The organism is Pseudomonas botevensis (genome assembly GCF_019145475.1).
In the GTDB taxonomy this organism is placed as follows: Bacteria; Pseudomonadota; Gammaproteobacteria; order Pseudomonadales; family Pseudomonadaceae; genus Aquipseudomonas; species Aquipseudomonas botevensis.
This window is the reverse complement of the sequence record NZ_JAHTKI010000024.1, coordinates 55632-80595: the sequence shown is the minus strand read 5'-3', so window position 1 is coordinate 80595 and position 24964 is coordinate 55632. Positions and strand designations below refer to the sequence as shown.

Here is a 24964-nt window from a genome sequence, read left to right as displayed (position 1 = left end):
TACTCGAGCTAACGCTCATTGTGTTGAGTGGTGAGAGGCGGAGGTGGACGGCTTTTGTTTTTGCTTTTCTGTGGGAGTGGGCTTGCCCACGAAGGCGGCCTTCGGGCCGACCTGGTTTTGGTGGGTGTACATATTCTTTGCTGCCGCTGTGGTCAGTCCCCTCTCCCCTTGGGAGAGGGCTAGGGTGAGGGGCTTTTGATCTTGGCTGTACGGACCGGGGACATGGTTTACAGGTATCAATTGAGCCATTCAGCCCTCCACAAAAATCTCCAGCTCCCGACCCCCTCCACACGGGTATACTGCCCACCTTCGCGGCTCACCTGTCGAGCCCGACTTTCATGCTTTGCGGAGCCTCCATGACTTCCCCGATCCAACCGCCGGTTGACGATACCCTCAACGATGTCCCGGCAGAACTGGCCGAGGCCAGCGACAGCAAACCGGCGATTCCCGCATTCAAGTTCCCGTTCAAGCCGGGTGAGTTGGCCGCCGCCAAAGGCGCGAAGCAGCCGCATTACAAGGGCAGTGCTGGCGACCGTCATGCCAAGACCCCGGGCGTGGCCCCGTCGGGCACTCGTCGTTCGATGGGCAAGCGCTGATTTCACTCCCTCCTGCGGCCATCTGCTGCGATTTTCGGTCGCAGTGATGGCTAAGTGCTCAGATCCTGAGCCAGATCAACGTTTAACCATTTGGTGCGCTTAGAGTCAGCAGCCCTGCCGACTCTTTCCCATAAAACGAGCGCGCTTTCCATGAAGATCAATCTCCCGGTGACCGGTCGCAACGTCGAAGTGGCGCTGGATGCGAACATTCTCTCGACCACCGATCTGAGCAGCGCGATTACTTACGCCAACGACGACTTCATCAAGATCAGCGGTTACAGCCGTGACGAGTTGCTGGGCACACCGCACAACCTGTTGCGTCATCCGGACATGCCGGCGCAGGCGTTTGCGCATATGTGGCAGACGCTCAAGCGCGGGCGGTCGTGGATGGGGCTGGTGAAAAATCGCTGCAAGAACGGTGATCACTATTGGGTCAGTGCCTTCGCCACGCCAGTGACGCACAACGGCGAGGCGGTGGAGTTTCAGTCGGTGCGTACCCGTGCCGATGCGCGGCAGGTCGAGGCGGCGGAGCGGGTGTATGCGCAGTTGCGCGGGGAGCGGGTGTCGCGTTGGCAGCGTTTGCCGGTGCTGAGCCTGCGGGCGAAGGTCACGGCGCTGAGCACTGCCTTGCTGGCGCTGGTGCTGGGTGTCGAGGCGTGGTTGCGGCCGGAGTCGGCATGGATTGATGGCGCTTTGTTTGTCGCGGGTAGCGCTGTTTGCGCGTTGGCCCTGAGCTGGTTGTTGCGGCCGCTCAAGCGTTTGACCGAGAGGGCGCGGTGGGTTGCCGACAATCCGTTGAGCCAGAGCATTTATACCGGGCGCCGCGATGAGTTCGGGCAGATCGAGTTCGCCTTGCAGATGCTGGAAGCACAGGTCGGTGCGGTGGTCGGGCGCATGGGTGATGCTTCGCAACAGTTGGCCGGGCATGCGGCGCAACTGGTCGAGCATCTGCACAGCAGCCACACCAGCACCCTGGCCCAGCAGGCGGAAACCGATCAGGTGGCGGCGGCGATTCATCAGATGGCCGCGAGCGTCGCCGAGGTCGCCAGTCATGCTCAGCAGGCCTCGGTGGCCGCCGACATGGCCGGGACGGAAACCCGCGAAGGGCATTGGCTGGTCGGCGAGAGTCGCAGCGCGGTGTTGCGGCTGGCCGAGGAGTTGGGGCGCGCCACCGAGGTGATTCATCAACTCGAAGGGCACAGCAGCGAGATTTCCGGAGTGCTGGAGGTGATTCGCAGCATTGCCGAACAGACCAATCTGCTGGCGCTCAATGCCGCTATCGAAGCCGCGCGGGCCGGAGACGCCGGACGTGGGTTTGCGGTGGTGGCCGATGAGGTGCGCGGGCTGGCCCAGCGGACCCAGCAGTCGACCAACGAGATTCAGCGGATGATCAGCACCCTGCAAAACGGTGCGCGGGATGCGGTGCTGGCGATGCAGCAGAGCAGCGAGCATGTGGATAACAGCGTCGAACAGGCGCAACGCGCGGCGCAGGCGCTGGACGGAATCAGCGGCCGGGTCGAGCAGATTACCGAGATGAGCCTGCAGATTGCGGCGGCGGTGGAACAGCAGAGCGCGGTCAGCGAGGACATCAATCGCAACATCGTCAGCATTCGTTCGGCGTGTGAGCTGACGGTGGATGAAGGACGCGAGAGTCAGCGCAACTCACAGGATGTGGCAGGGCTGGCGGGGGATCTGCGCTTGCTGGCGCGGGAGTTCTGGGGGCGTCGGCAGGTTCGGGATTGAGGGTGTCCTGCCGGACCTCCTCGCGGGCAGGCCCGGCCTCAGGTGTAGCCGTGCCTATGGGAGCCGGGCGTCAGTCTCGATACGAATCCCGAATCACGCCGCCCGCAACGAAATGAAGGCATAAGTCAGCGCCGGTTCCGTCACCACCTGCGCCCCGGCCGCCAGCACCTGCCCGGCAATGTCTTCGCCGGACACATGAAACAGCCACTCACCGGGCGCTTCGCTCAACGGTTGCGCCGTCACCTGATCGATTGCCGAAGCCAGCGCGTTCATGTCCGGCAGGTACGCGGTAAACCCGTCACCCTTGAGGGCCGTGGTGTGAATACCGAGCATCGCGCAGATCACTTCCTTGACCCGAATGTCGTCCCGATCCGCCTGGCGCGAACGCTGGATCAGGTCGGCCAGTTCCTGATCCACCAGCTCACCACCGAGGATCAGGTCCGGGCCTTGCTGCCACGACTCCGGCGGGCATTCCTTGGCGACCGGGTCGAGCGGGATGTGCGGATTGATTTCCATCGGGTAGATGCGGCACACCAGCGGCCGGCGCTCGTAGATGCGGCACAACCGGTCTTCGTCAAGATTCCGGCAGGGGCCGACGTTGTAGGCGGCGAAAGTGATTGCCACATGCGCCTGCGACTGGCCGCTGCGCACCGGTGCCGACCGTCGCTCGGCGTGTTCGCGTTGTTGCGTCGGCAAGCCTAGGCCATTGTCCAGGAATGCCTCTACCAGCACGATCACCTGGCCACCGTCGGCCGCCCACATGCGGGCTTCGGCCAAGGTCAGGGGGACGTGGTGATCGGTGCAGCATTTGCCGCAGCCCACGCAGGAAAACGTCGTATTCATTGAGCGGCCGGTCTTCAATCAGGGTGTGAATCGGCGACGTAAAGCCGCCATGCAGACGCTGATTGAAGCAAGTTGTGCGCCATTCGATCAGGGTTTGGCGCTCGGGCGGATCGAGTCCCACTCGGTGACGAAGGCGGTTTTCGACTTTTTGCCGTAGAGGCACAGCTCGGTGCCTTGGGCGCCCTTCATGTGTTTCTGCGGGTATTGGCCTTGCAGCAACAGCGCGGTGTAGCCAACGCGGTCGTCGAATTGCGCGGCGTTGCCGACGGGTTTGGCGTTTTTCAGGCCGCTGGCCTTGGTGCAACTGGCGAGGACGGCTTTGTCGTAGGCGGCCCAGGCGTCGGGGCTGGAGGCGTGAGCCAGCGGGGTCAGCGCGATGAGGCAAAGGCAGGCAAGGGTGAGGGCTTTCATGGCGGGCATCCTGGGTCTGATTGGCCAGCGTTGGAGTATGGCGCAGGGCTGGAAGTTGCCTGGGCCAGCCGGTAATGCCGCTCCGATATGTGGCGGTTCAGTCCGGCACCAGCTCCCGGCGGACTACATACATCCCGAGACTTTCATACAAGCGCTGTGCTCGCTGGTTGTCTTCCAGCACTTTCAGATCAACAAAGCCTTCGCGCCGCTGTTGAAATACCGTGAACGCCTGCAACATCAGCGCCCGGCCCAATCCGCGCCGTTGAGCGCGGGGATGCACCACCAGATCCTTGATATAGGCACTGGTCCAGCATTGGGCAACCCCTACAATCCCCTCGGCATCGCCGGCCACCAGGCACAGCGCCGGATCGTATTCGGGATCGCTTTCGAAGCGTTGCTGCCAGACGTCCAGCGCCGGGACCCGACCACCGCCCTCGTGAAAGCCAAGTTGCATCAGATGATGCACGGCAGCGGCCAGTTCGCTGCGGTAGGCGGTCAGTTCGATGCCGTTCGGCCACTGGATGGCCGGCATGTCCTCGTCGAGGTCGCGCCGCATCAGAAAGCAGAAGGTTGGCGCCACCTCAGTGACCGTGGGCGGCGACATGCCTGGCCGCTTCGATCAGGCAGTGGGTCAGCTCCGGCGAGGAGAACTTGGTCAACACGCCATTGGCACCGGCCAGACGCGCCTTCTCGCTGTTCATCGCGCTGTCCAGCGAGGTGTGCAGCAATACGTACAGGTGGGCGAAGTCCGGCGTCTCGCGCAGGGTGCGGGTGAAGGCATAGCCATCCATCTCGGACATTTCGATGTCGGAGACGATCAGGTTGATCTGCTGCGCCGTGCCTTGCAGGTCGAGCAGGCAGTCGATGGCTTCCTTGGCGCTGCGGGCGGTGTGGCATTGCAGGCCGAGGTTGCGCAGGGTGTGAACCGATTGCTGGAGCGCCACCTGGCTGTCGTCGACCACCAGAATCCGCGCGTTGCCGAGCACTTCGGCGTCTTCCATGCTCAGTTCGGTCGGGGCCATTTCGATCTGGGCCGGGGCGATGCCGTGGATGACTTTTTCGATGTCCAGCACCTGCACCAGCGTGCCGTCCACCGAGGTCACGCCGGTGATGTAGGCGCGCGAACCACCGGAGCCGAACGGCGGCGGCTTGATGTCGGTGGTCAGGCAATGGACGATCTTGCTCACTGCCTGCACGTGCAGACCCTGCTTCGAACGGCTGACATCGGTGACGATCAGGCAGCCACCGTTGGGGTCTTCCAGCGGCCGCTCGCCGATGGCGCGGCTCAGGTCGATCACCGACAGCGAGGCACCGCGCAGGGTGGCGATGCCTTTTACATGCGGGTGCGACTCCGGCAGCTTGGTCAGCGGCGGGCAGGGGATGATTTCACTGACTTTCAGCAGGTTGATCGCCATCAGCTTGCCGCTGCGCAAGGTAAACAGCAGAAGCGAAAGTGAATCTGCGCGGGCTTTGTTGGAAGACATAAAAACCTTCTGTGGAAAAAGGTGATGGGCGAGGGCGGCTCGCCAAAAACTATTGATGCCGGGTTATCGGCGTGAACGGGGTGGGCTTTAGGTTAGTTGTCGGATGACTTGGGGCCAAGGTGTGTTTTTGATTGCAGTCCCTCGCCCCAGCCCTCTCCCAGGCATCCCCCGACCGGTCCCCTCTCCCTCCGGGAGAGGGTTAGGGTGAGGGGGCTTTTAGCTTTTCATACCCAACCGCTTCGCCATCCGCCCAAGGTTCGCCCGATCCAGCCCCAGCTCCCGCGCCGCCCTGGCCCAGTTGTCGTGATTGCGCTCCAGCGCCGCTGCGATCAACTGCCGCTGATACTGCTCGGTCGCGCTGCGCAGATCGCCGGTCATCAAGGGCGCGACTGAAACGGCACTGGCCGGCTCGGCCGAGTTATCCACAACCTCGCGCGGCAGATCCAGATCCACCGCGCCCAGGCTGAGAATCTTCGGCCGAACCTTGCAGTTGCCGAGCGCCTTCAGCGCGCTGCGTCCGATCAGGTGTTCCAGTTCCCGCACATTGCCCGGCCAGGTATAGGCCAGCAACGCTTCCTGGGCATCGTGGTTCAGGCGCAGGCTGTTGAGGCCCATGCGCGAACGGTTCTGTTCGAGGAAGTAGCCACTGAGCAACAACACATCGCGGCCGCGGTCGCGCAGCGCCGGGACCCGCAGCGGGTAGACGCTGAGGCGATGATAGAAGTCCGCGCGGTAGCGGCCCCGGCGTACTTCATCGGCCAAGTCGCGGTTGGTCGCGGCGATCAGGCGTACGTCGACCTGATGCTCCTTGTCCGACCCCAGGCGCTGCAATTGGCCACTCTGCAATACGCGCAACAACTTGGCCTGCACGGTCAGCGACAACTCGCCGACTTCATCGAGAAACAGCGTGCCGCCATTGGCCAGTTCAAACTTGCCGCGACGGTCGCTGGTGGCGCCGGTGAAGGCGCCGCGCACGTGGCCGAACAGTTCGCTTTCCACCAGGGTGTCGGGCAGGGCGGCGCAATTGAGGCTGATGATCGGCTTGTCGGCGCGCGGCGAGGCGGCATGGATCGCCTGCGCCACCAGTTCCTTGCCGACCCCGGTTTCGCCGGTGATCAGCACGGTCAGGTCGCTGCCGCCGACCAGATTGATTTCTTCCACCAGATGTTTGTGTGCCTTGCTCTGACCGATCATCTCGCGGTTCTGCTGGCCGCTGGCCTGACGGTAGACCTCGGCGCGCTGGTGTTCGTCTTCGGCGCGAATCGCCAGGCGCTCGATGCGTTCGGCGGCGTTGACCGTGGCCGAGGCGAGGCTGGCGAAGGCTTGCAGGGCGTCGAGTTCGATCGGCTCGAAGCGCTCGGGGTCGAGGGCGTCGAGGGTGATCAGGCCCCAGAGTTGTTCATCGACGAACAGCGGGCAGCCGAGGCAGTCGTGGACTTCCAGATGTTCACTCAGTCCGTCCACGAGGCCGTCATAAGGGTCGGGCAATTCACTGTCGGCCGCGAAGCGGGTTGGTCCGGCACCGGCCAGCAGCACTTCGAAGCGCGGATGCTCGCTGACTTTGAAGCGGCGGCCGAGGGTGTCGGTGCTCAAGCCGTCCACGGCCAGCGGTACCAGCCATTCGCCATCGAGGCGCAACAGCGCGGCGGCGTCGCACGGCAGCAGGGCGCGCATGGCTTCGAGCAGGCGCCGGTAGCGCTCGCCTTCGGGCAGTTCGCGGGACAGGTCGGCAACCAGGGGAAGCAAAGCGGTGAGCAAGGATTTGGCGGACATAGGCTTGTAGTCAAAGAGACGCGTTGTAGTCGAAGCGACTATAGGCGGGCTTGTGTCGATTTGACTACTTAAATTTCAAGCTATTGATTTTTATGGATAAATTAGTTGGCACGAAAGCTGAAATACACAAGGCACTTTTAGAGAAAGCTCAGGAGTCACCCTTATGCTTAGCGTCCAGGATCGTGCAATCATCAAGTCCACCGTGCCTTTGCTGGAAAGTGGCGGTGAAGCGCTGATCACCCACTTCTATCGGATGATGCTGTCCGAATACCCGCAAGTCCGTCCGCTGTTCAACCAGGCCCACCAGGCCAGCGGCGACCAGCCCCGTGCCCTGGCCAACGGCGTTTTGATGTACGCCCGGCATATCGATCAGCTCGACCAGCTGGGCGATCTGGTGGCCAAGATCATCAACAAGCATGTGGCCTTGCAGATTCTGCCGGAGCACTACCCGATCGTTGGCAGTTGCCTGCTGCGGGCGATTTCCGAAGTGCTCGGCGACGAAATCGCCACTCCTGAAGTGATGGCCGCCTGGGGCGCCGCTTACGGACAGTTGGCCGACATCCTGATCGGCGCCGAAACCGCCATCTACGACCAGAAAGAGCAAGCCGTCGGCGGCTGGCGCGGAGCGCGGGAGTTCATCGTCGCGGCGAAGGTCGAGGAAAGCGCGGAAATCATCTCGTTCTACTTCGAACCAGCAGACAAAGGCCCGATCCTTGCGGCCGAGCCAGGCCAGTACATCGGCATGAAACTGACCCTCGACGGCGAAGAAATCCGCCGCAATTACTCGCTGTCGGCGCTGACCAACAACGGCCAGTACCGTATCAGCGTCAAGCGCGAGCCGAATGGCCGTGCGTCCAATCACCTGCACGACCAACTGCATGTCGGCAGCCGTATCGACCTGTTTCCGCCATCGGGCGAATTCACCCTGACAGAGAGTGACAAACCGCTGGTGCTGATCAGCGGCGGCGTCGGCATCACTCCGACCCTGCCGATGCTCGAAGCGGCGCTGGAAAGCAAACGCCCGGTGCATTTCATCCACTGCGCCCGTAACGGCAGCGTCCATGCCTTCCGCGACTGGATCGACGGTTTGGCCGAGCGTCATCCGCAACTCAAGCGTTTCTACTGCTACGCCGAAGATGACGGCGTGAGCCCGGCGGCGGACAAAGTGGGCCTGCTGAGCCAGGAGCAACTGGCGCAATGGCTGCCGGAGCAGCGTGATGTCGATGCGTATTTCCTGGGGCCAAAAGGCTTCATGGGCGCGATCAAGCGTCATCTGAAAGCGCTGGGTGTGCCGGAAAAGCAAAGCCGCTACGAGTTCTTCGGCCCGGCCGCTGCGCTGGAATGATCTGAAACCGAGTCGTCCGTTTCGCGAGCAGGCCCGCTCCCACAACTGTTTTGTGGCAGCGGGCCTGCTCGCGAATGGCTCCCCGCCCTTGCGATTATTAAAAAGTGTTTAAAGGTTAATCGTTTCTTAACCGATTTATCGTTTATTCCCCGATGCTGATGATAGGCGCTCGTTCGTTTACATGATCAGGATCGCCCCCATGTCGCACTTCATCTTCTCCCGTCATTTCAGCCTCGCTGCCCTGGGCCTGTCGGCCACGTTGCTGGTCAGTCCGTTCGCCCATGCCGAATCCGCCCTGATTGAACCGCAGACCCTGATCGTCGATCAGAGCCTGCCCAAGGCGCAGCAGCAAGCGATGGAACTGGCGGCGCGGCGCTACGGCAGTTTCTGGAATTCGGGTGAAAAGGCGTTGGCCAACGCTGCCTTGTCGCCGCAATTTGTCGACAAGACGCCGCCCGAAGGACGGGTGCAAGGACCGACCGGGCCGTTGCTGGCATCGAAGTTCTTTCGCACGGCGGTGCCGGACTTGAGTTGCGAGATCGAGCAAATGATCGTCGCCGGGGATCGCGTGGTGGTGCATCTGCACTTTCGCGGGCATTTCACCGGTACGTTCAAGGCTCTCAAAGGGCAGGGCCAGCGTGTAGACTTCCGGGCAACCGATATCTATCAGATCGACAACGGTCGCATCGCGGCCAATTGGCATATCGAAGACAACATCAGCCTGATGGCGCAACTGCAAGCGCAGCCGCCGGCCAGCTGAACCATGGACATGAAAGGGAAACGCGATGAGCGAGGAAACGATTCGATTGGGACGTGAGCGACGCTATCTGGTGCTGCTGGGAATCATCTGCCTGGCACTGATCGGTGGCGCGCTGTACATGCAGATCGTGCTGGGCGAAGCGCCATGCCCGCTGTGCATCCTGCAGCGTTATGCGTTGCTGCTGATCGCGCTGTTCGCGTTCATCGGCGCGGCCATGCGCACCCGCCGCAGCATCACTGTGTTCGAGGTGCTGGTGGTGATTTGTGCGATTGCCGGAGCCGGCGTTGCCGGGCATCACGTCTACACCCAGTTCTATCCGGCGGTGAGTTGCGGTATCGATGTGCTGCAGCCGATCGTCGATGACCTGCCGCTGGCGAAGATCTTCCCGCTGGGCTTCCAGGTCGACGGTTTCTGCTCGACGCCGTACCCGCCGATCCTCGGCCTGTCGCTGGCACAGTGGGCGCTGGTGGCGTTCGTGCTGGTGGTGATCCTCGTGCCGCTGCTGACCTCGCGCAACCGCAAGGCATTGCGCTGAATCAACTTTGCGGCGCTCGCGCCGATACAACGAAACGCCCCGATTTCCGGGTTCGGAAATCGGGGCGTTTCGCATTTCACAGGGCGTGTGAAAAGAACATGACGAAAGACAAGGAAGGGTGTGGCAGGTGTGCGACATGTTGTCACACACGGGGTGTCGCAGATGATTTCAGGGACGCGGATTGGTGCTCTGTTACACAAAAACATTGGTCTGTTTCAGCGTTTGTCTGCCTTTAGGCACAGTTGTCGGAACAGGCAGTTTCAACAAACTCTGGCAGATGGCCAGAACCCTTTGAAAATCGGGGTTTAGCAGGATCAGCCTGGAGGAAAAAGCCTTCGGAGCTGTCTGAAGTGACGCAGGTAGACCTACATTTTTTGGTGTTTTTGTTGAGAATCAATTTCGATAACATGCGGAACTTTTGCAAAAACGGTGATGGATTGTTGCTGTACCGGATAAAAATTATTTCGGGATAAGACATGGTGTATAGGGCGCTACCTATCTACAATCGCCCGCACTGAATTCCCGGCACTGCTCAGCCTTTAATAAGGAACTGATCAGGAAGTCGGGTGTCGAGCGGTCGGGAGGCTGCAAGACACCCTGGTGTCGGTGCCTTCCAACTTTCCGCGCCAAATGGAATTGGTCTGTAACAGGGCCTTTGACCACGAAATCGAATAAGAACTCACCGCTGTCCGAGGATTTGTCGAGCGTCTGACGCGCGACGGGCGGCCCTTATTCAATCCAAAGAAAATGCCAACCCTTGGCAGGGTGAAGTGTTGGCGATCAAAACCCAACTGCATTGCGCAAGCTGCTTTAGAGGTCGTGAGATGAGTAAAAACAGGTATCCCAGATTACTAGGCCTAGTGCCGCTGCTCGGCACGTTGTTGCTGGGAGGCTGCAACATGACCTTGCTCAATCCAACGGGCCAGGTCGGCCTGGAACAGCGCAACCTGATCATCACCGCCACGCTGCTGATGCTGTTGGTCGTGGTGCCGGTCATCGTGATGACCTTCCTGTTTGCCTGGAAATACCGCGCCTCGAACAAGAACGCCGTCTACACGCCGAAATGGTCGCACTCGACCAAGATCGAAGTAGCCGTCTGGACCATCCCGGTCCTGATCATCATTGCCCTGGGTTACATCACCTACATTTCGACCCACGAACTGGACCCGTATCGTCCGATTGAATCCGACGTCAAGCCGGTGACCATCGAAGTGGTCGCGCTGGACTGGAAATGGCTGTTCATCTACCCGGAACAAGGCATCGCCACGGTCAACAAGATCGTGTTCCCGGCGCACACGCCAATCAACTTCAAGATCACCTCCGACGCTGTGATGAACTCGTTCTTCATCCCGGGTCTGGGCGGCCAGATCTACGCGATGGCGGGCATGCAGACCAAGCTGCACCTGATCGCTGACCGCAACGCTGAAATGGACGGTATCTCCGCCAACTACAGCGGCGCGGGTTTCACCGGCATGAAGTTCAAAGCCATCTCAACGACTCAGGAAGATTTCGACGCCTGGGTAAGTGAAGTCAAGAAGTCACCTAAACAGCTTGATCAAGCTGAATACGCAGCCCTTGCCAAGCCAAGCCAGAACAACCCAGTCGAGCTCTACTCCTCGGTCACGCCGAACCAGTTCCAGATCATCGTCGACAAGTACGAAGGTATGAAGCCGGGCAAGCCGCTGAAGCACGAGAAGAAAGAGAAAGAAGTGGCGGCCACGGAAATTGACTCGAGTTCGCATTCAGCTGCCGGGGCAGAGGAGTAAACGATGTTTGGTAAATTAAGTTGGGAAGCAGTCCCATTCCACGAGCCGATCGTGATGGTGACCATCGCCATGATCGCCCTCGGTGGTCTGGCGCTGTTCGCTGCAATCACCTACTTCAAGAAGTGGACCTACTTGTGGACCGAGTGGCTGACGTCGGTCGACCACAAGAAAATCGGCGTGATGTACATCATCGTTGCCATGGTCATGCTGCTGCGTGGCTTTGCCGACGCCATCATGATGCGTACCCAGCTGGCCATGGCCACCGAGGGTTCGCCTGGCTACCTGCCACCTGAACACTATGACCAGATCTTCACCGCTCACGGTGTGATCATGATCATCTTCATGGCGATGCCATTCTTCACCGGCCTGATGAACCTTGCAGTGCCGCTGCAGATCGGCGCGCGTGACGTTGCCTTCCCGTTCCTGAACTCCCTGAGCTTCTGGCTGCTGGTGTCCGGCGTCGTGCTGATCAACCTGTCCCTGGGCGTCGGCGAATTCGCCAAGACCGGCTGGGTTGCTTATCCACCGCTGTCGGGTCTGCAATACAGCCCTGGCGTAGGTATGGACTACTACATCTGGGCGCTACAGCTATCGGGTCTGGGTACGACGCTGACGGGGGTCAACTTCCTCGCCACCGTGCTGAAAATGCGTACCCCTGGCATGAAGCTGATGGACATGCCGATCTTCACCTGGACCTGCACCTGGGCAAACGTTCTGATCGTGGCTTCGTTCCCGATCCTGACCGCTACCCTGGCACTGCTGACGCTTGACCGTTACATGGATTTCCACATTTTCACCAACGAACTTGGTGGCAATCCGATGATGTACGTCAACCTGTTCTGGGCCTGGGGTCACCCTGAGGTGTACATCCTGATCCTGCCGGCCTTCGGCATCTTCTCGGAAGTCATCTCGGCGTTCACCGGCAAGAAACTGTTCGGCCACCACTCGATGATCTACGCTTCGGGCGCGATCTCGGTACTGGGCTTCATGGTTTGGCTGCACCACTTCTTCACCATGGGTTCGGGCGCCAGCGTCAACGCCTTCTTCGGTCTGGCGACGATGCTGATTTCCATCCCGACGGGTGTGAAACTGTTCAACTGGCTGTTCACCATCTACCAGGGCCGTCTGCGCTTCACCAGCCAGGTTCTGTGGACCCTGGGCTTCATGGTGACCTTCGCCATCGGCGGCATGACCGGCGTACTGCTGGCCATCCCGGGTGCCGACTTCGTTCTGCACAACAGCCTGTTCGTGATCGCGCACTTCCACAACGTGATCATCGGCGGCGCGGTATTCGGCTACATCGCAGGCTTCGGCTTCTACTTCCCGAAAGCGTTCGGCTTCAAGCTGCACGAAGGCTGGGGTAAAGCAGCGTTCTGGTTCTGGATCTCGGGCTTCTTCGTCGCGTTCATGCCGCTCTATGCACTGGGCTTCATGGGCATGACCCGTCGTCTGAACGCCACCACCAACCCTGAGTGGGTGCCGTACCTGTACGTCGCCATGTTCGGTGCGGTGATGATCGCTGTCGGTATCGCCTGCCAGCTGATCCAGCTGTACGTATCGGTACGTGACCGCAAGAACCCAGAGAACATGTGCGAACACGGTGACCCGTGGAATGCCCACACTCTGGAATGGTCGACCTCGTCGCCACCACCGTTCTACAACTTCGCCGTGCTGCCAAAAGCAGACTGCATCGACCCGTTCACCGAGGCCAAGGAAAACGGCACCGCGTACAAGGCTCCGGCCAAGTACGAGCCGATCCACATGCCGAACAACACCGCCACTGGCGTGGTGATGGGCGCGCTGCTGACCGTGTTCGGTTTCGCGATGATCTGGCACATCTGGTGGCTGGCGATCGCGAGCCTGGCCGGTACTGTCATCTACTTCGTGATCCACGCTGCACGTGACGACCAGGGCTATATGGTGCCGGTCGACGTGATCGAGCGCATCGAAGCCGAGCAGCACAAGCGTCTGGTTGCGGCAGGGAAAATCCCGGCCACCGCCACCCGTGTTGAAACCTCGTTGGAACAGGCTTAAACCATGTCGAATTTAGTGACCAATGCTGGACACGCCCATGGTCATGACCACGGGCACGATGACCATCACCACGACTCGGGCGAGATGACCGTATACGGTTTCTGGCTCTACCTGATGACCGACTGCATTCTGTTTGCGTCGATCTTCGCGGTGTACGCGGTACTGGTAAACAACGTCGCCGGTGGCCCGTCGGGCCACGACATCTTCGAACTGCCATACGTACTGGGCGAAACCGCTCTGCTGCTGTTCAGTTCGATCACCTACGGCTTCGCCATGCTGGCGCTGTTCAAGGGTAAAAAGAACCAGGTCCTGGGCTGGCTGGCCATGACTTTCCTGTTCGGCGCCGGCTTTATCGCCATGGAGATCAACGAGTTCCACCTGCTGATCTCCGAAGGCTTCGGCCCTAGCCGTTCCGGCTTCCTGTCCGGGTTCTTCACCCTGGTCGGCACCCACGGTCTGCACGTGACCAGCGGTCTGATCTGGATGGCGATCATGATGTACCAGGTGCAGAAAAACGGCCTGACGGCGACCAACAAGACCCGTCTGAGCTGCCTGAGCCTGTTCTGGCACTTCCTGGACGTGGTGTGGATCTGCGTATTCACCGTTGTTTATCTGATGGGGACTATGTAAATGGCTAACGCTCATTCCCACGACAGCCACGACGCCAACCACGGTAGCGTCAAGTCGTACGCGATCGGCTTCATCCTGTCGGTGATCCTGACCGTCATCCCGTTCGCGCTGGTGATGTACCCGACGCTGCCGAAGTCGATCACCCTGATGATCGTCCTGGCATTCGCCGTGATCCAGGTGCTGGTGCACCTGGTGTACTTCCTGCACCTGGACCGTTCGGCTGCGCAACGTAACAACGTGATTGCGTTCGTCTTCGCCGCGATCGTGATCGTGCTGCTGGTCGGCCTGTCGCTGTGGATCATGTTCAGCATCCACACGTTCATGATGGCGAAGTGAGGTAGACCCGATGTCGCTCAAGCACTTTATCCAAATCACCAAACCGGGGATCATTTTCGGTAACGTGCTTTCTGTGGCAGGCGGGTTCTTCCTGGCCTCGAAAGGGCATGTCGATCTGGCGGTGTTTCTGGCTGCCATGATCGGCACGTCCCTGGTCGTGGCCTCCGGTTGCGTGTTCAACAACTGCATCGACCGTGACATCGACTACAAGATGGAGCGCACCAAGAACCGTGTGCTGGTTCAGGGCCTGATCTCCCTGAAACTGGCGCTGGTCTACGCGACCGTCCTCGGTGTCGCCGGCGTTGCGTTGCTGTACAAGGTGGCCAACCCGTTGGCTGCATTGTTCGCCGTGATCGGCTTCATCATCTACGTCGGCTTCTACAGCCTGTACCTCAAGCGCAAGTCGGTTCACGGCACGCTGGTGGGCAGTCTGTCGGGCGCCATGCCGCCGGTGATCGGTTACGTTGCCGTGACCAACACCTTCGACATGGCCGCGCTGACCCTGCTGGTGATGTTCAGCCTGTGGCAGATGCCGCATTCCTACGCCATCGCGATTTTCCGTTTCAAGGATTACCAGGCTGCATCGATTCCGGTGCTGCCAGTTGAACGCGGGATCGAAGTGGCCAAGAAGCACATCCTGTATTACATCCTGGCATTCGTCGGGGCAACCTTGATGCTGACCATCAGCGGTTACGCTGGCATCAGCTACTTCGCCGTCGCCGCGGCCATGGGCATGTACTGGCTGTACATGGCCTGGACCGGCAACAAGGCAGCGGACGACACGGTCTGGGCACGCAAGCTGTTCGTGTTCTCGATTTTCACCATCACCGCGCTGAGCGTGATGATGTCCGTGGACTTCAAAGTGCCGGGCGACCTGCTGATGACGTACGCGCAGTAAGGTTTACAGCTGTATGAAAAACCCGCCCATCGAGAGATGAGTGGGTTTTTTTTTGACGACTGTTTAACTGAAGCCGAAATTGTTGATGGCGTGTCTATAGGCAAGTTGCCTATAGCTTTTCGATGCGAACTGTATTCTTTGAAACCACATTATTCACCGCGAATGTTGGTCGTTATCTGACCGACGATGAGTATCGTGAGCTGCAGACCCACATGCAGAGCAACCCACTGGCAGGCGATGTCATGCCTCGAACCGGAGGCTTTCGTAAACTGCGTTGGGCTGACGTTCGGCGCGGCAAAGGCAGGCGAGGCGGCTTGCGAGTTATCTATTATTGGCTTATGAATGATGGCCAGTTTTGGATGTTTGCCATTTATGACAAAGATGAGCTTGAGAATCTGACTGCCGAGCAAGAGAAGGCGCTCAAAAAAGCCATAGAGAAAGAGTTGAAAATACGAGGTACCCCATGAAAAAACGCGACCTGTTTGCAGAGTTGATGCAGGGCGTTGATGAGATGGCGGCTCAACGCGAAGGCAAAATAACGCTGCGTAATACGACGATCGAGGACAGGCCCGTCCCTGAGGTTGCTGCTCAGGAAATCGTAGCGTTACGGGAGAAGCTCCATATGTCCCAAGCGGTTTTTGCCAGACGCATCAGAACCAGTCCCAGCACGCTGAGAAATTGGGAGCAGGAGAAATCCAAACCCAATGCTCAGGCTGCTTTATTGATTCGGTTGGTAGAAAAGTTTCCCGATATGGTTGAGCGGCTAAGCGCCGTGTAAAAGCTTTTTCATGCACATCCAAAGCCTCGCACTTCAGAAAGATAGCGGGGCTTTTTCAGTTTTTCAGCTGCCGGTTGCGGCAACCCGGCAAAAGCCCTAGATTTGGATCCAACCATATCGGTGATAGCGCCAGGCCACTTTCGCGGCGCTCAACGTATTCTTCAAGCATCGAACAAGAGGCTGGGCGAAATGACTGAGAGGATGACCTGCGACGAACGCTTCATTGCCCTGGCGCAGGAGCTGAACTACGACATCTATGGCGAGAACAGGGCGGGCGGCAATTACGCTCCGCTGATCCGCCATCATGATGAGTTGTACATCAGCGGTATGGTGCCACGCGTCGACGGCAAGATTCTGTATCCCGGCCGGATTGGTCTGGAGCTGGACCTCAAGGACGCCCAGGCCGCTGCCAGTATCAGTGCGATGCGCTGTCTGGCACTGATCGTCGATGCGGTCGGTTCGCTGGACAAGATCCGTGCGCTGTTGCGGGTGACGGTCTACGTCAAGTCGACGCCGGATTTCGTTGATCTGAGTGAAGTCTCCAACGGTGCCTCGGACGTATTCAGCCATGTGCTGGGCGATGCCGGCCGCCACACGCGCACCACCGTCGGGGTCTATCAGTTGCCGAAGAACGCGGCGGTTGAAGTGGACATGATTGCCGCCCTGCACCCATCGGCCTGAACGCCACTTGCCAGACAACAAAAAGCCCCGCCTGAATTTCAGAGCGGGGCTTTTTCGTCTGCGTCGGGTTTATTGCATCGCGATGCTGTAGCCATCGAACGCGGTCTGCTGTTGCAGGGCGGTGATGATGTTCTTGCGGTTGATCGCGTGTTCGGTGCCTGAGTTGTCGAGGAAGGTTTCGCCTTCGATTTCGGCTTCTTCGCCTTCACCGGTGAAGGTAAAACCGAGGAATTCCAGCGCCTCGCGATCCACGCTCAGGCGCGAACGCGGTGTGCGCAGCGGCAGGGTCATGCTGATGCCGTCCTTGCTGATGCTGAACACTTCGGCATCTTTCTTCGGGCGTGCGGCCTTGCTTTTGCCGCCACTCGGGCTGGTCATCGCCTGATGGGTCTGGTTCAGCACTTTCAGCGCCAGACCGTAGACGATTTCCTGGAACGCCGGGTCGTCCTTGAAGCTGGACAGAATGCGGCTGATCGGGAACTTGCTGCTCAGGTCTTCAAGGGCGGCGGTGTCGGCGGCTTCGGCGTCCTTCAGGGCTTTGAGCTGACCCATCAGCTCGTAGGCCTGGTCGTCATCGAAGCGGTCGTGGGCCTGACGGATCGCGGCGCGCAGCTCGCGGATCTGCTCGCTTTCACGGGTCGACTGGAAAGCATCCAGCACCATCTCGCTGATGGTTTTGGCTTGAGGAAGGTGTTGTGAAAGATTGATGGAGTTTTCGTATTCCGCTTTGGACGACAGGGTGACTACGGATTCAGCGGTGTTGAAATCGGACATTGAAATTTCACTACTTCTTTAGCTTGAGTTGAGACGAGAAAGCTCGGGGGGGCTTTTTCAGGCCGACTAATTTAGGGGAGCGGGGCGGTGTTGTCACGGTGCAACGGGCCAGTGGCGTCGATTATTTGTCCGCTGGATTCAGGTTCATCGAGCGTACCAGCCCCTGTTCGGCGCTCTGCTGATCCACCGGCAGCGAAAAGCGAAAGGTCGCGCCGCGCCCCGGAACGTCGACCAGCCGGATCTCGCGCCCATGCAGTTGCAGGATCCGGTGCACGATACGCAGCCCCAGTCCGCCGTCACGTCGCGCGCCGCCGATGTTGAACGGGCGCAGGAAAAGACTTTCGCGCAGTTCCGCCGCGATACCCGGCCCGGTGTCACTGACGGTGATTTCGACCCGTTTGCCCTGGGCGGCCAGGTCGAACTGAATTTCGCCATCCTGAGGCGTATGGCGCAAAGCGTTGTCGACCAGATTGGTCAGCACGCGCTCGATCAGCCCGAGGTCGGCCCAGACGCCGGGCAGATTGGCAGAGAAGTTCGCCTTGAGTTCAATCCGTCGTGCCTCGGCGCCGAGCTCGAATTTCTGAAAGATGTCCTGCACCAGATCGGTCAGGGCAAAGCGCTCCAGCACCGGTTGCACGAAGCCATGTTCAAGGCGCACCAGTTCCAGCAGCGATTGCGCCAGCCCGCCCACCTTGCGGCTCTGATCGAGGGCGATGCCCAGGTAGCGACGTCGCTCGGGTGCAGTCAGCGTTGCATCCTTGAGTGACAGGGTTTCCAGATAACCGTGCAGGGAGGCCAGTGGTGTGCGCAAATCGTGGGAGATGTTCGCCACCAGTTCGCGGCGCTCCTGATCCTGGCGGGTCAGCGAGCGCCACTGTTCGCCGAGGCGGTTCTGCATTTGCCGGAAGGCGACGTCGAGCACGGCGATTTCATCCGGGTCGGCGGTGTTATCCACAACGGTCGGTACGACAGGCGACGGTTGTGGAGCACCATCGATATCGAAGCGACTCACGGTTTCGGTCAGTCGCCGCAGCGGTCGGGTAATCAGGTTGAATGCTGTCAGACCGGCAATCAGACACAACAGCGCAACCAGTCCGATCGACATCAGCGCCGTATTGAGCGCTGCGCTGGTGGCACCGCGCTCGGCGAAACGGTCATGCGCTTCGCTGAGCAGCACCACATACAGATAGCCGGCGGCCTTGCCGTTAACCTGCAACGGCGCAGCGCTGAATACCTTGCGTCCGTCGACGCTGCGCGGGTCGTCGCCGAGGATCGGCAGCGGCTGATCGTCGAGCAGGCGCCGGACCGGTGCGAGGTCGACCGTCTGCCGACGCAGGCGCCCTTCGGGAGCGGCGTTGCCGACAATCCGGCCCTCGGTGTCGAGCAGGTACACCTCGACACTCGGGTTGACCAGCATCAACTGGCTGAACAGCTCACGCACGGCGCCGGGCATCAGACCGTTGCTGTCCATCAGCACCGTGTCGTGGGCGATGTGCGTCGCCAGATCCCGGGACAGACCTTGCACGACTTCCAGCTCATGCATCTGACTGGAGCGCACCTGCAACCATGCGGAAGTGCCGCAGCAGATCAGCAGCAACACGGCAAACACCAGAGACAGGCGCTGTGTCAGGGTCAGTTTCATGATGGCTCTGTACCTGTGCCGAACTTATACCCCCGCCCCCATACCGTGAGAATGCGCGCGGGTTGTGTCGGGTCGGTTTCGATTTTCGCCCGCAGGCGATTGATGTGGGTGTTGACCGTGTGTTCGTAGCCTTCGTGGCTGTAGCCCCACACGGCATTGAGCAGGTCCATTCGCGAGAACACCTTGCCCGGCTGGCGGGCGAAGAAATACAGCAGGTCGAACTCCCGTGGTGTCAGGTCAAGTCGCTGGCCGGCGAGGGCGACGTCGCGGGTGATCGGATCGATGGTCAGGCCATCGATACTCAGGCTGCCGGCATCCATTTTCAGGTTGCGCGCCATGGCGTCGACCCGGCGCAGCAACGCCTTGACCCGGGCCACCAGTTCCAGCATCGAAAACGGTTTGGCGAGGTAGTCGTCGGCCCCCAGTTCGAGGCCAAGGATGCGGTGCAGTTCGCTGGAGCGGGCACTGGTGATGATGATCGGCGTGTAGCGGGCCATGGCGCGGGCACGGCGGCAGATTTCCAGGCCGTCGACGCCCGGCAGCATGAGGTCGAGGATCAGGGCATCCCAGTGACCTTGTTGCAGCAGGCGCATGCCTTCGTCGCCATCGGCGCTGTGTACGACCTCGAATTGTTCGTCCCGCAGGTGCAGGCAAATCAGGTCGGCGATGTGCAGGTCGTCCTCGACCACCAGGACGCGTTTGGTGTGTTCCATGGAGCTGAATCCTTGCGGCGCAATGAGCGCATTGTGCGGGTTTTCCCTCCGGTGAGTTATCACGAATTGTTTAACTTCCCGTGAGGATTTGGCGATCAACCCAAGCCTAGGCTGTGATCCACGACAGGCATCTGGAATTTTTGGAGAAGGCCATGTTTTCACGACGACAGATTCTGGCAGCGGGCGGCGGGCTGGGCGTTGCAGCGCTGGTGAGCGGTGTATTGCCAAAATTTTCCACGGCCACCGCGCTGGTCAACGAGGCCCATGCTGAGGAGGTTTTCGAGGTGACGCACAGCGACAGTGAATGGCGTTCGCTGCTGACCGACGAGCAGTACCGGATCCTTCGTGAGGAGGGCACCGAACGGGCCTACAGCAGCGCGCTGAACAACGAGCATCGGGCCGGTCACTTCGCCTGTGCCGGATGCGACCTGGCGCTGTTTTCGTCCGAGACCAAATTTGACAGCCGCACCGGCTGGCCGAGTTTCTGGGCACCGCTGGAGCATGCCGTGGCCACGCGCCAGGATCGCTCATTCGGCATGTCGAGGGAGGAGGTTCACTGTCGCCGCTGCGGCGGACACCTGGGGCATGTCTTCGATGACGGGCCAAAACCCACCGGCCTGCGCTACTGCATGAATGGCCTGGCAATGACGTTCAAGCCGGCAGCGGTTTGAGTCATGGCCCGCTTGCGATCTTCACTTTCTACAGGACGACATTATGTGGCTCTTGGTTCTCGCTTATCTCGGTGGTGTGCTGACGATCGTCAGCCCGTGCATCTTGCCGGTCCTGCCCTTTGTCTTCGCTCGCACCGGGCAGCCGTTTATCAAGAGTGGCTTGCCGCTGCTGGCGGGGATGGCGCTGACCTTCGCGCTCGTCGCCTCGTTGGCGGCGGTGGGCGGCGGTTGGGTGGTGCAAGTCAATCAGTACGGTCGCTGGCTCGCGTTGCTGTTCGTAGCGCTGTTCGGGCTGACACTGCTGCTGCCGCGTCTGGCCGAGCGCCTGACCCGGCCGCTGGTCTCGGCCGGCAGTCGTCTGTCGGAGGCCGCCGGTCAAGACAATCGTCCGCGTCCCGGCGCTTCGTTTCTGATCGGCGTCGCCACGGGGCTGCTCTGGGCTCCCTGCGCCGGCCCCATTCTGGGGCTGATTCTGACCGGTGCCGCGCTGCAAGGGGCAAGCATCGCCACCACTTTGTTGCTGCTGGCCTACGCCGCCGGTGCCGCGACATCGCTCGCCGCCGCGCTGCTGCTGGGCGGTAAAGTCTTCGCCCTGATGAAGCGCTCGATCGGCACGGGGGAGTGGATTCGGCGCGGGTTGGGTGCGGCCATGCTGGCCGGTTTCGCGGCAATTGCGCTGGGCCTCGATACCGGGATTCTGGCCCGGGTCTCGACGGCCTCGACCGGCGGTCTGGAACAGGCATTGGTGGGCAAGCTGTCCGGAAAATCACCCCAGGCCAACGGCACGATGATGGCGCAGATTCCTGCGGCGGGTGATGCAGCGAACGGCAGCATGATGGCTGCGGGTGGCGCGATGAAAATGGCGGCCAAAGCGCCGGCCTCGCTGCCGGTCGAGGGCCAGTTGCCGCCGCTCGCAGGGGCGGTGCAATGGCTCAACTCGCCACCGCTGGATGCGCAGGCACTCAAGGGCAAGGTCGTGCTGGTGGATTTCTGGACCTACTCCTGCATCAACTGCCTGCGCACCTTGCCCTACGTCAAGGCCTGGGCGGAGAAGTACCGCGATCAGGGGCTGGTGGTGATCGGTGTGCATGCACCGGAGTTCGCCTTCGAACGTGATGTGGGCAATGTCACCAAAGCCATGAAGGAGTTGGGGATCAACTACCCGGTGGCCATCGACAACGACTACCGGATCTGGCGCGCCTTCAACAACGAATACTGGCCGGCGCATTACTTTGCCGACGCCCAGGGGCGCATTCGTTATCACCACTTTGGCGAAGGAGACTACGCCGAGTCGGAACGGGTCATTCAGCAACTGTTGCGCGAATCCGGAGCGAAAGCGGTGGCCGACGGCTTGATCAATGCCGATGCCCAGGGCGTGCAACTCGCACCGGACATGAATCAGGTGCAATCGCCGGAAACCTATGTCGGCTACCAGCGCGCGGAACATTTCATACCGGAAACCAGCCTGGTGCCTGACAAGGTTGCGGCCTACAACCCGCCGTCCGATCTCGCACTGAACGACTGGAGCCTCGGTGGGCAGTGGTCGGTGGGCGCCGAACACGCCACCGCCAGCGCGCCGGCCAGTCGCATCGTTTATCGCTTTCATGCCCGTGATCTGCACTTGGTATTGGGACCTGGCGCGGATGGTAAACCGGTGCGCTTCAAGGTGCTGATCGACGGCCAGGCGCCAGGCGATGCCCACGGTGTCGATGTCGCCCCCGATGGCAGTGGCCGGGTGACGGAACAACGCTTGTATCAATTGGTGCGGCAAACCGCCGAGGTGAAGGATCGAACCTTCAGCATCGAATTTCTGGACCCGGGCGTGTCGGCTTACGCCTTTACCTTCGGCTGATCAGGAGTACCCAGCATGAAAACTCGAAATATCTGGCGACGTGTCCTGTTGGGCGTCGCGACCGTTGGCGTGATCGGGCAGTGCTCGGCGTTTTCCTTCGGTGCCGGGGACGGCGTCGTTATTCCGCCACCCGCCCTCGATGAAAACACTCAGGCGCACAGCGAAACGGCGGTGTTTGCCGGAGGTTGCTTCTGGGGTGTGCAGGGTGTTTTTCAGCACGTCAAAGGGGTGCAGAACGCTGTCTCGGGCTACGCCGGTGGCGCGGCCAATACGGCGGACTACGAGCAGGTCAGCGGAGGCGATACGGGGCATGCCGAGTCGGTGCAGGTTACTTTTGACCCGACGCAGGTGAGCTACGGCAGCCTGCTGCAGATCTACTTCTCGGTGGCTCACAACCCGACCGAACTCAACCGCCAAGGGCCGGACAGCGGCACGCAGTACCGTTCGGCGCTATTCCCGGTCAATGCCGATCAGCAACGTGTGGCGCAGGCCTACATTGCTCAACTGGACGCCACGCATGTCTTCGGCAAACCGATTGTCACGCGGCTGGAGACCTACAACGGTTTTTACCCGGCGGAGGACTATCACCAGGACTTCCTCACCGAACACCCGAGTTATCCGTACATCGTGATCAACGATTTGCCGAAAGTGGCGCAGTTGAAGCAGTTGTTTGCCCAGCGCTACCAGGAAAAACCGGCGTTGGTGAAGAATGGGTCGTGATTTATTGCGCACTCACTCGTGAGGGCTGAGCCAGAAGGGTGCGCAGTAACCGGTAATGCTTCAGCGAGCGAGCGCCGATCAACCCGCAGACAAAGCCCGATGCGGCAGTCTTGAACAGCAGTGTATCCGGGGCAGAGGCCTGTTCCGGATGCACGGCATCCTGATAACCGAAGTAATAGTTCACCGCGAAAAACAGCAGGTACAACACGAGCATTTTCCAGGTGCCGGGCACGACCAGACCGTTTTGCGAATCGTCGAGCACCACTCCTTGAGGCGAAAACAACAGCCATGCCGAGCCACCGCCCAGCAACATCGTGCCGAACCAATAACTCAGTGAAAGGGCTGGATTGAACGTCAGGTCCATTGAAAGCAGCGACCACGCAATCAATGCAGGGGGCGTCACCAGCATCGCGAGCCGGCTCTCATGGCTGGACGTGCGTGCCTTGAGGCCAAAGTAGACAAGAAGCAGAAAAATCGCATAAACCCAGAGCGGGGTGTTTTGCAAAATGGCGAGCATCGCGCAGCATCCGTGCTGAAAAGGAAGCTGGATCATAGCCGTTGTCAGGGTGATCGGCGGTTATTTCAATCTGGGGCGTTCCATCGCAATCACCGATGTTTCAAAACCCAGGCTGGCGAAGAAGGCTTCCGCACCTTCACGTCCGGCGCGCAGCACCCAGGTAATATCGGGGTTGTCGCCCATGACATGCTCAACCAATGCGCGGCCAACGCCTTTTCGCCGGTGCTGGCCGTGAACCACGACCATCGACAAATACCCGTTGGATAAACCGTCGGTAATGCCGCGGGCGAAACCGATGATTTGTTCGCCATTCAGGGCGACGGCGGTTCGTTGAGAGTTGTGGACCAACTGCGAAAAGTATTCGGCAGACCCGATTCGGTGCGCCCAGCCGTGTTGCCCGAGAAACATCCTCACCGATTCCACTTCGCAGGGCAGAACGTCGCGTATGGTCAGATTGCTGTTCATTGCTGATCAAATCCTTGAAGGCTGTTTTTGAGCGTAGCTGATGCCCCATGGCAATCAGTTTTCCCCCATGTCTGCACGGCGAATTCAACGAACCGGCGCAGTTTCGGCAACCGATAGCGATCCGGTGCGTAAAGCAGATGCATCGGGCGGCTGGGTGGCTGGAAGTCGGGGATCACCTTCACCAGATGGCCTTCGCACAGATCCTGCTCCACCAGCGCATCGGGCAGCATCACGATGCCCATGCCGGTACGTGCCGCCTGATGCAGACCGGCGGAACTGTTGATCAGCATCGGTCCGCTGACGTCGACCATGATTTCGCCGTCCGGGCCACTGAGGCGCCACTGCTTTTCCACCGATTGCCAGTCATCGCCGGCGGGGTAGGCGAATGACAGGCAGTCATGTTGTTGCAGGTCCTGCGGCGTATGCGGCATGCCGCGCCGGGCGACGTAGGCGGGGGAGGCGCAGACGGTCAGGGTGTAATCGATCAAGGGCCGGGCAATCAGATTGGATTGCTCGAAATTGCCCAGACGGAACGCCACGTCGAGGCCACTTTCCAGCAGATCCGGCCGGCGATTGGTCAGCGCCACATCGAGCTTGAGTTGTGGACATTGCAGGGAAAATTCGCTGAGCGCCGGCGCCAGGCGCTCGACGCCAAAGGTCAGCGGCGCGGTGATGCGCAGGACGCCGCGCGGCTCATCGAGCGCCTGTTCGGCGAGACGTTCGGAGTCGGCCACCAGACCCAGCACTTCGAGGCAACGCTGGTAGTAAACCGAACCGAACTCGGTCAAGCGCTGCCGGCGGGTGGTGCGTTGCAGCAGTTGTACACCGAGTCGTTGCTCCAGCGCCCGCAGGTGGTTGCCGACCATGGTCGTGGACATTTCGCATTGCAGGGCGGCGGCGGTCATGCTGCCGGTTTCCACGACTTTGACGTAGACGCCCATCGACTGAAACAAGTCCATTATCAAGCTCTGCTTTTAAATGATTGAAGTTTTGCCGA

At 60.3% G+C, this 24964-nt stretch carries 27 protein-coding genes and 1 pseudogene; 17 read left to right on the top strand and 11 right to left on the bottom strand.

Going from position 1 to position 24964, the window contains the following annotated elements:
- The first annotated feature begins 356 nt into the window (after nt 1-356).
- The 3 genes and pseudogenes from KVQ74_RS24715 (at nt 357) to KVQ74_RS24710 (ending at nt 2339) form a co-directional block, all read left to right on the top strand.
- Nucleotides 357-596 carry a hypothetical protein gene (locus KVQ74_RS24715; protein ID WP_217833982.1) on the top strand — a complete coding sequence of 80 codons (240 nt, stop codon included), beginning with the start codon at nt 357-359 and terminating at the stop codon, nt 594-596.
- 150 nt (nt 597-746) lie between these two features.
- Nucleotides 747-1028, top strand: a pseudogene (locus KVQ74_RS29690) (PAS domain-containing protein); the annotation flags it as partial.
- 204 nt (nt 1029-1232) lie between these two features.
- Nucleotides 1233-2339, top strand: coding sequence for a methyl-accepting chemotaxis protein (locus tag KVQ74_RS24710; protein ID WP_404822740.1), 1107 nt, complete (start codon nt 1233-1235; stop codon nt 2337-2339).
- A gap of 93 nt (nt 2340-2432) precedes the next feature.
- Here the strand turns inward: KVQ74_RS24710 and KVQ74_RS24705 are convergent, their stop codons facing one another.
- The 5 genes from KVQ74_RS24705 to norR all read right to left on the bottom strand — a co-directional run bounded on the left by KVQ74_RS24705 (nt 2433) and on the right by norR (nt 6850).
- On the bottom strand, nt 2433-3182 hold the full coding sequence (locus KVQ74_RS24705; RefSeq protein WP_217833980.1) for a YkgJ family cysteine cluster protein: 750 nt from the start codon (nt 3180-3182) through the stop codon (nt 2433-2435).
- 87 nt (nt 3183-3269) lie between these two features.
- The gene (locus tag KVQ74_RS24700) at nt 3270-3593 is read right to left on the bottom strand and encodes a hypothetical protein (protein ID WP_217833979.1); all 324 of its coding nucleotides are present in this window, start codon (nt 3591-3593) and stop codon (nt 3270-3272) included.
- Nucleotides 3594-3690: 97 nt separating this feature from the next.
- Complete coding sequence (locus tag KVQ74_RS24695; protein ID WP_217833984.1) at nt 3691-4149, bottom strand: GNAT family N-acetyltransferase; 459 nt, start codon at nt 4147-4149, stop codon at nt 3691-3693.
- A gap of 25 nt (nt 4150-4174) precedes the next feature.
- Complete coding sequence (locus KVQ74_RS24690; RefSeq protein ID WP_217833978.1) at nt 4175-5077, bottom strand: chemotaxis protein CheV; 903 nt, start codon at nt 5075-5077, stop codon at nt 4175-4177.
- 216 nt (nt 5078-5293) lie between these two features.
- Entirely contained in the window at nt 5294-6850 is a 1557-nt protein-coding gene (norR, locus tag KVQ74_RS24685; RefSeq protein WP_217833977.1) for a nitric oxide reductase transcriptional regulator NorR, read from the bottom strand.
- Between the two features lie 163 nt (nt 6851-7013).
- Here norR and hmpA point away from each other — a divergent pair, with 163 nt between their 5' ends.
- The 11 genes from hmpA (at nt 7014) to KVQ74_RS24630 (ending at nt 16613) form a co-directional block, all read left to right on the top strand.
- Complete coding sequence (gene hmpA, locus KVQ74_RS24680; protein ID WP_217833976.1) at nt 7014-8195, top strand: NO-inducible flavohemoprotein; 1182 nt, start codon at nt 7014-7016, stop codon at nt 8193-8195.
- A 199-nt stretch (nt 8196-8394) separates the two neighbouring features.
- Entirely contained in the window at nt 8395-8955 is a 561-nt protein-coding gene (locus KVQ74_RS24675; protein WP_217833975.1) for an ester cyclase, read from the top strand.
- Between the two features lie 25 nt (nt 8956-8980).
- Entirely contained in the window at nt 8981-9490 is a 510-nt protein-coding gene (locus tag KVQ74_RS24670; RefSeq protein ID WP_007956723.1) for a disulfide bond formation protein B, read from the top strand.
- 824 nt (nt 9491-10314) lie between these two features.
- Nucleotides 10315-11256: a ubiquinol oxidase subunit II gene (gene cyoA / locus KVQ74_RS24665; RefSeq protein ID WP_008084799.1), complete on the top strand. Its 942-nt coding sequence runs from the start codon at nt 10315-10317 to the stop codon at nt 11254-11256.
- Nucleotides 11257-11259: 3 nt separating this feature from the next.
- On the top strand, nt 11260-13290 hold the full coding sequence (cyoB, locus tag KVQ74_RS24660) for a cytochrome o ubiquinol oxidase subunit I (RefSeq protein ID WP_217833974.1): 2031 nt from the start codon (nt 11260-11262) through the stop codon (nt 13288-13290).
- A gap of 3 nt (nt 13291-13293) precedes the next feature.
- Nucleotides 13294-13920 carry a cytochrome o ubiquinol oxidase subunit III gene (locus tag KVQ74_RS24655; RefSeq protein ID WP_217833973.1) on the top strand — a complete coding sequence of 209 codons (627 nt, stop codon included), beginning with the start codon at nt 13294-13296 and terminating at the stop codon, nt 13918-13920.
- Nucleotides 13921-14256: a cytochrome o ubiquinol oxidase subunit IV gene (gene cyoD / locus KVQ74_RS24650; RefSeq protein WP_217833972.1), complete on the top strand. Its 336-nt coding sequence runs from the start codon at nt 13921-13923 to the stop codon at nt 14254-14256. It abuts the gene before it with no gap.
- Nucleotides 14257-14266: 10 nt separating this feature from the next.
- Nucleotides 14267-15154: a heme o synthase gene (gene cyoE, locus KVQ74_RS24645; protein ID WP_217833971.1), complete on the top strand. Its 888-nt coding sequence runs from the start codon at nt 14267-14269 to the stop codon at nt 15152-15154.
- Between the two features lie 122 nt (nt 15155-15276).
- The gene (locus KVQ74_RS24640) at nt 15277-15621 is read left to right on the top strand and encodes a toxin (RefSeq protein WP_217833970.1); all 345 of its coding nucleotides are present in this window, start codon (nt 15277-15279) and stop codon (nt 15619-15621) included.
- Nucleotides 15618-15932, top strand: coding sequence for a helix-turn-helix domain-containing protein (locus KVQ74_RS24635; protein ID WP_217833969.1), 315 nt, complete (start codon nt 15618-15620; stop codon nt 15930-15932). Before KVQ74_RS24640 ends, KVQ74_RS24635 begins: the two co-directional genes overlap by 4 nt.
- Before the next feature lie 189 nt (nt 15933-16121).
- Nucleotides 16122-16613, top strand: coding sequence for a RidA family protein (locus KVQ74_RS24630; protein WP_217833968.1), 492 nt, complete (start codon nt 16122-16124; stop codon nt 16611-16613).
- Nucleotides 16614-16682: 69 nt separating this feature from the next.
- Here KVQ74_RS24630 and KVQ74_RS24625 read toward each other — a convergent pair whose 3' ends face one another.
- The 3 genes from KVQ74_RS24625 to KVQ74_RS24615 form a co-directional block, all read right to left on the bottom strand.
- Entirely contained in the window at nt 16683-17387 is a 705-nt protein-coding gene (locus KVQ74_RS24625; RefSeq protein ID WP_217833967.1) for a hypothetical protein, read from the bottom strand.
- Between the two features lie 121 nt (nt 17388-17508).
- Nucleotides 17509-19029, bottom strand: a complete 1521-nt coding sequence (locus tag KVQ74_RS24620; RefSeq protein ID WP_217833966.1) for a sensor histidine kinase — start codon at nt 19027-19029, stop codon at nt 17509-17511.
- A complete protein-coding gene (locus tag KVQ74_RS24615; RefSeq protein WP_217833965.1) occupies nt 19026-19742 on the bottom strand; it encodes a response regulator transcription factor in 717 nt (238 codons plus the stop codon). Before KVQ74_RS24615 ends, KVQ74_RS24620 begins: the two co-directional genes overlap by 4 nt.
- Before the next feature lie 152 nt (nt 19743-19894).
- On the opposite strand from KVQ74_RS24615, the gene msrB reads away from it, so the two are divergent.
- The 3 genes from msrB to msrA are packed head-to-tail and all read left to right on the top strand — an operon-like array spanning nt 19895 to nt 22985.
- Nucleotides 19895-20413 (top strand): peptide-methionine (R)-S-oxide reductase MsrB, encoded by a 519-nt coding sequence (gene msrB, locus KVQ74_RS24610; RefSeq protein ID WP_217833964.1) that lies wholly within the window; start codon nt 19895-19897, stop codon nt 20411-20413.
- Nucleotides 20414-20456: 43 nt separating this feature from the next.
- A complete protein-coding gene (locus KVQ74_RS24605; RefSeq protein ID WP_217833963.1) occupies nt 20457-22265 on the top strand; it encodes a cytochrome c biogenesis protein DipZ in 1809 nt (602 codons plus the stop codon).
- Nucleotides 22266-22280: 15 nt separating this feature from the next.
- Nucleotides 22281-22985: a peptide-methionine (S)-S-oxide reductase MsrA gene (gene msrA / locus KVQ74_RS24600; protein WP_217833962.1), complete on the top strand. Its 705-nt coding sequence runs from the start codon at nt 22281-22283 to the stop codon at nt 22983-22985.
- Between the two features lies 1 nt (nt 22986).
- On the opposite strand, the gene KVQ74_RS24595 is transcribed toward msrA, so the two are convergent.
- Genes KVQ74_RS24595 through KVQ74_RS24585 form a run of 3 tightly spaced genes read right to left on the bottom strand, consistent with a single transcriptional unit; the run spans nt 22987 to nt 24926 of the window.
- Entirely contained in the window at nt 22987-23502 is a 516-nt protein-coding gene (locus KVQ74_RS24595; RefSeq protein WP_217833961.1) for a DUF6622 family protein, read from the bottom strand.
- Between the two features lie 60 nt (nt 23503-23562).
- Nucleotides 23563-23967 carry a GNAT family N-acetyltransferase gene (locus KVQ74_RS24590; RefSeq protein ID WP_217833960.1) on the bottom strand — a complete coding sequence of 135 codons (405 nt, stop codon included), beginning with the start codon at nt 23965-23967 and terminating at the stop codon, nt 23563-23565.
- Nucleotides 23964-24926, bottom strand: a complete 963-nt coding sequence (locus KVQ74_RS24585; protein ID WP_217833959.1) for a LysR family transcriptional regulator — start codon at nt 24924-24926, stop codon at nt 23964-23966. Before KVQ74_RS24585 ends, KVQ74_RS24590 begins: the two co-directional genes overlap by 4 nt.
- Between the last annotated feature and the right edge of the window lie 38 nt (nt 24927-24964).

Bases quoted from the DNA above. Each gene is read 5' to 3' on its own strand.
- KVQ74_RS24675 (WP_217833975.1), top strand. From the start codon at position 8,395: ATGTCGCACTTCATCTTCTCCCGTCATTTCAGCCTCGCTGCCCTGGGC.
- KVQ74_RS24655 (WP_217833973.1), top strand. From the start codon at position 13,294: ATGTCGAATTTAGTGACCAATGCTGGACACGCCCATGGTCATGACCAC.
- cyoE (WP_217833971.1), top strand. From the start codon at position 14,267: ATGTCGCTCAAGCACTTTATCCAAATCACCAAACCGGGGATCATTTTC.
- KVQ74_RS24630 (WP_217833968.1), top strand. From the start codon at position 16,122: ATGACTGAGAGGATGACCTGCGACGAACGCTTCATTGCCCTGGCGCAG.
- KVQ74_RS24705 (WP_217833980.1), bottom strand. From the start codon at position 3,182: ATGAATACGACGTTTTCCTGCGTGGGCTGCGGCAAATGCTGCACCGAT.
- cyoA (WP_008084799.1), top strand. From the start codon at position 10,315: ATGAGTAAAAACAGGTATCCCAGATTACTAGGCCTAGTGCCGCTGCTC.
- cyoB (WP_217833974.1), top strand. From the start codon at position 11,260: ATGTTTGGTAAATTAAGTTGGGAAGCAGTCCCATTCCACGAGCCGATC.
- KVQ74_RS24590 (WP_217833960.1), bottom strand. From the start codon at position 23,967: ATGAACAGCAATCTGACCATACGCGACGTTCTGCCCTGCGAAGTGGAA.
- KVQ74_RS24585 (WP_217833959.1), bottom strand. From the start codon at position 24,926: ATGGACTTGTTTCAGTCGATGGGCGTCTACGTCAAAGTCGTGGAAACC.
- KVQ74_RS24605 (WP_217833963.1), top strand. From the start codon at position 20,457: ATGTGGCTCTTGGTTCTCGCTTATCTCGGTGGTGTGCTGACGATCGTC.
- KVQ74_RS24625 (WP_217833967.1), bottom strand. From the start codon at position 17,387: ATGTCCGATTTCAACACCGCTGAATCCGTAGTCACCCTGTCGTCCAAA.
- norR (WP_217833977.1), bottom strand. From the start codon at position 6,850: ATGTCCGCCAAATCCTTGCTCACCGCTTTGCTTCCCCTGGTTGCCGAC.
- msrB (WP_217833964.1), top strand. From the start codon at position 19,895: ATGTTTTCACGACGACAGATTCTGGCAGCGGGCGGCGGGCTGGGCGTT.
- cyoD (WP_217833972.1), top strand. From the start codon at position 13,921: ATGGCTAACGCTCATTCCCACGACAGCCACGACGCCAACCACGGTAGC.
- KVQ74_RS24670 (WP_007956723.1), top strand. From the start codon at position 8,981: ATGAGCGAGGAAACGATTCGATTGGGACGTGAGCGACGCTATCTGGTG.
- KVQ74_RS24615 (WP_217833965.1), bottom strand. From the start codon at position 19,742: ATGGAACACACCAAACGCGTCCTGGTGGTCGAGGACGACCTGCACATC.
- KVQ74_RS24640 (WP_217833970.1), top strand. From the start codon at position 15,277: ATGCGAACTGTATTCTTTGAAACCACATTATTCACCGCGAATGTTGGT.
- KVQ74_RS24690 (WP_217833978.1), bottom strand. From the start codon at position 5,077: ATGTCTTCCAACAAAGCCCGCGCAGATTCACTTTCGCTTCTGCTGTTT.
- KVQ74_RS24695 (WP_217833984.1), bottom strand. From the start codon at position 4,149: ATGCGGCGCGACCTCGACGAGGACATGCCGGCCATCCAGTGGCCGAAC.
- msrA (WP_217833962.1), top strand. From the start codon at position 22,281: ATGAAAACTCGAAATATCTGGCGACGTGTCCTGTTGGGCGTCGCGACC.
- KVQ74_RS24635 (WP_217833969.1), top strand. From the start codon at position 15,618: ATGAAAAAACGCGACCTGTTTGCAGAGTTGATGCAGGGCGTTGATGAG.
- KVQ74_RS24595 (WP_217833961.1), bottom strand. From the start codon at position 23,502: ATGCTCGCCATTTTGCAAAACACCCCGCTCTGGGTTTATGCGATTTTT.
- KVQ74_RS24715 (WP_217833982.1), top strand. From the start codon at position 357: ATGACTTCCCCGATCCAACCGCCGGTTGACGATACCCTCAACGATGTC.
- KVQ74_RS24620 (WP_217833966.1), bottom strand. From the start codon at position 19,029: ATGAAACTGACCCTGACACAGCGCCTGTCTCTGGTGTTTGCCGTGTTG.
- hmpA (WP_217833976.1), top strand. From the start codon at position 7,014: ATGCTTAGCGTCCAGGATCGTGCAATCATCAAGTCCACCGTGCCTTTG.
- KVQ74_RS24700 (WP_217833979.1), bottom strand. From the start codon at position 3,593: ATGAAAGCCCTCACCCTTGCCTGCCTTTGCCTCATCGCGCTGACCCCG.